The 3,243-nt window shown below is 42.7% G+C and carries 4 protein-coding genes; 1 reads left to right on the top strand and 3 read right to left on the bottom strand.

Annotation, left to right across the window (positions count from 1 at the left end; all coding sequences use genetic code 11):
• Positions 1–151, top strand: a 151-nt coding sequence (locus NC238_10855) for a rubrerythrin family protein (GenBank protein MCM1566420.1), incomplete at its 5' end; no start/stop codon positions are given.
• A 313-nt stretch (positions 152–464) separates the two neighbouring features.
• Here the strand turns inward: NC238_10855 and NC238_10850 are convergent.
• The 3 genes from NC238_10850 to NC238_10840 all read right to left on the bottom strand — a co-directional run bounded on the left by NC238_10850 (position 465) and on the right by NC238_10840 (position 2,870).
• On the bottom strand, positions 465–1,478 hold the full coding sequence (locus NC238_10850) for an alpha/beta hydrolase (GenBank protein ID MCM1566419.1): 1,014 nt from the start codon (positions 1,476–1,478) through the stop codon (positions 465–467).
• A 136-nt stretch (positions 1,479–1,614) separates the two neighbouring features.
• Positions 1,615–2,532 carry a permease prefix domain 1-containing protein gene (locus NC238_10845; GenBank protein ID MCM1566418.1) on the bottom strand — a complete coding sequence of 306 codons (918 nt, stop codon included), beginning with the start codon at positions 2,530–2,532 and terminating at the stop codon, positions 1,615–1,617.
• Entirely contained in the window at positions 2,532–2,870 is a 339-nt protein-coding gene (locus tag NC238_10840; protein MCM1566417.1) for a PadR family transcriptional regulator, read from the bottom strand. Before NC238_10840 ends, NC238_10845 begins: the two co-directional genes overlap by 1 nt.
• Between the last annotated feature and the right edge of the window lie 373 nt (positions 2,871–3,243).

Below are 3,243 nucleotides of genomic sequence, written 5' to 3'. Positions count from 1 at the left end.
TGCCCGACTTTATCAGGATGCATTGGAAAATCTCGATGAGACTGAAGAAGTTTTCTATTATCTCTGCCCGGTCTGCGGAAACATCGAAAAATCCCGGCCTGAAAAATGCAGCATCTGCGGCATATCCGGAGAGAAGTTTATTAAATACTAGGACGTAATAGATGCCGGCCTGTCAATTATCAACTTATTGTCGAGAAACTCCGGGAATAAAGCCCCGGAGTTTTGCTTTTCCAATTTTTTATGCAAAGCAAAAGTAGATAGCTATAACTACTTTGCCGACGGAAGCCTGAAAACCAAAGAGGACAGGAATGGAAGAACGACCTTATATATCTATGATATCCATGAAAGATTGATGTCACAAAAATTGACTGCGACAGCCTAGGAACATCAGAAGAAAAGGAAGTCACTTTCTATAAATACTATATATGGAACCAACTTATAAAGACTACTTCACTTTTGCAATTTTACGGTGAGGCATAAAATTGAAGCATTTCTTGCGCAACCTTTTCTGGCTGGCCACCTTTATCTTTATTGCCCGAACCGCCATGGCTGACTCCTGGAATTTCAACCCGTTTAACATGTGGCAGAATCTTTTCAAGAGCATCGACGCTAGCTTTTTGGAATGCAGGACTATCACTGCCGCCAAGCAGCAGTATATCGGCAGGCACATTTTTGAACGATTCAGGTTTCCCGTCTGGGCGTTTTCTCATTTCTATAAAAAGGCTGACATCGTCATACAAGGTATAGGCCAACTCTTTCCATTTAACATAGTTCTCAGGAGCATACTTGTCTTCTTGAGCCATTTGCCATTTAGTCATGGAGACGAGCAGCCAATTTGGCATAGCTAACATAATAGGAGGCCCCATTTCTGTCTCTATCATTGAAAACACCAATGCTTCAGCTACTTTGCCTTCTTCCATTTTACGTTTAAAATCTTCAAGCCATTCTAATGGCGGCGTTGATTCGTTTAAAGGTAAACCAGGCTCATAAATGGCGGCTTTTTCGACTTGAGATAAGGTACGGGTTGCTTCAAGTGCTATGAGGCCACCGGTGCTGACACCGAAGATATTACGAGTACCGGTTTTGGTAAGTAAGGCGTCCAGATCTTCCATCTCTTTTTGCATACTATAATCCTCACCAAACGGACCACTGAGCCCTCGGCCGCGGCGGTCGTACAAGTAGACTGTATAGTTATCAGCCAGAGCTTCGGCCAGTTGTATATGGCTTTGGGCCGACTCCATGCCTCCATGCACCAGTACCAAACCCGGGCCATGACCAATTTGCCAGTACCCGATTGTCGTGCCATCTTTAGAAGTGACTGATCCTTTAGTATAGCGTTCGTTAAAACTAATGTAGCTAGGTTTCATGAAATTTAGAAATAACAAGCTTAATGTAAACAAGACTAAAACCACACCAACTGCCAGCGCGAGCCATCGTGGGAGCCCTAAAAAAGCTCTTTTCTTGCCTGATTTTTTCATAAAATCACTCCTAATTTTTGTATCATTGCTAGTTTACTATCTATGACAGATAGTAAAAAAAGTATAAGCGTCAAGCATAAATTTAGATATAAAGTCCGATGTATTGTCCGTAACATACCGATTTGGACTTTGGCGCTTACTTTGATTTTGTAAGCATAGCCATAATAATCATTTGCACGACCAGTGCTGCCACAATTGCCAGCCACGAGAACTTAATTCCAACAAGCATGGTGAGCAAAACAAATCCCGCCATCGCCGCAATCCACAGCGCACCGCAAATAAGGCCGAATTTCTGCGCTTTCGCCGGACCGTCAAACTGTTCGTTCGCATATTTCATGTATTCCTCACGCTGTTTAATAACCCAGGGTTTGCTTCGCTCTTTTTCAGTAAGGATAAGGAATATGCCGAGAGCAATACCCGGGAGTGAGAACACCATTAAGACGGCAATTGCACCCATTATTGATGTGTTTGCTGTGTCATAGCCATGGCTTTTTACATCCAAAGCGGCAAATTCCACCCCGAAATAAGTGATAAAAGCTGCCAGCACACCAAATAATATAAGTCCGGCTGCCAGTACATACCACAAGGCACGTTTCCGACTCATTGCCTCATGAGAAGCGGTTTCCTGCGTCAGCCATAAAAATACAAAACCCAAAATAGCTGTCATGCCAAAAGGCACTATAGCCGCAACAGTGCTGACATGAATGCCGGAAGCGAACCATGTAATCAGCGGAATCAGTACGGCCAGGCCCAATACCAGACCGCACAGCGCATACAGCGCGCTTCTCTTTGCGGACATATAATTTCTTGTTTTCATATACATTTCCGAAAATACCTCTTGTCTTTTTTTCTTACCGATTTCATCCGCAATCACGGATATATCGCCCAATTCGCTGATTGCCTTTTCAAAGGCGCTTTTTTCATCCATGCCCTTTTTTGTAAGGCTTTTTATCCGCTCGTCAAGGTGCCCTACAAGCTCTTCCTTGAAGTCTTTAAGCGCCGGGCTTTCCTGATAATCAGAAAACAGTGTATCTATATGTTTTTGAATATTCATTACTTATCCTCCTTTAACAGATTGCTTAATATTTTCTGGGTAAATTCCCAGTCCAATAGGTTTTGCCGGTATAACTCACGTCCTCTGTCCGTAATATGATAATACTTTCTGCGTGCGCCCTGTGTTTCATCACCCCAATAGGATGTGATATATCCATTTTTTTCTAAACGTTTGTAGCTGGAGTACAGGGTATCCACCTTCATCTCATACTGTTCACCCGTTCGGGCTAAAATTCGATTATATATTTCCAGTCCGTAACGGTCATCGTTCATCAGGGCAGCCAGAACAATGGTGTCTGTGTGGCCGCGCAAGAGATCGGACGATAATCTCGGTTCCATAAAAACCCTCCTTTTAGTCAAGTTTTAAAAAAACAATATCTTTTTCTGACACTAATTATTGTAACAAACATATCTGTGTCTGTCAAATATATATTTCAGAAAAACAAAAAGTCGTGAAAACTACCCTTAAAACAGGTTGTTTAATCACATGAAAAGCAAACACGCTTCCCTGTTTGCCGAAACAAAATTGGCTAACAGGAAGCGTGTTTATAAACTTCATTTATCGTGCAAAAGGACATATCAAGAGACACTATGGGGAAGGCTGATTTTTACGCAGAGTCCTCCGGTTTCATTATTTTCCGCCCATATGGTACCATTGCAGGCTTCAACAATTTCCCTGCATATGGATAACCCCAGCCCTGCCACGGAGCGG

Origin of the sequence: Dehalobacter sp. (assembly GCA_023667845.1) — a bacterium.
GTDB lineage: Bacteria > Bacillota > Desulfitobacteriia > Desulfitobacteriales > Syntrophobotulaceae > Dehalobacter.
The sequence above is the reverse complement of the archived record's forward strand: the minus strand, read 5'-3'. Positions and strand labels throughout refer to the sequence as shown.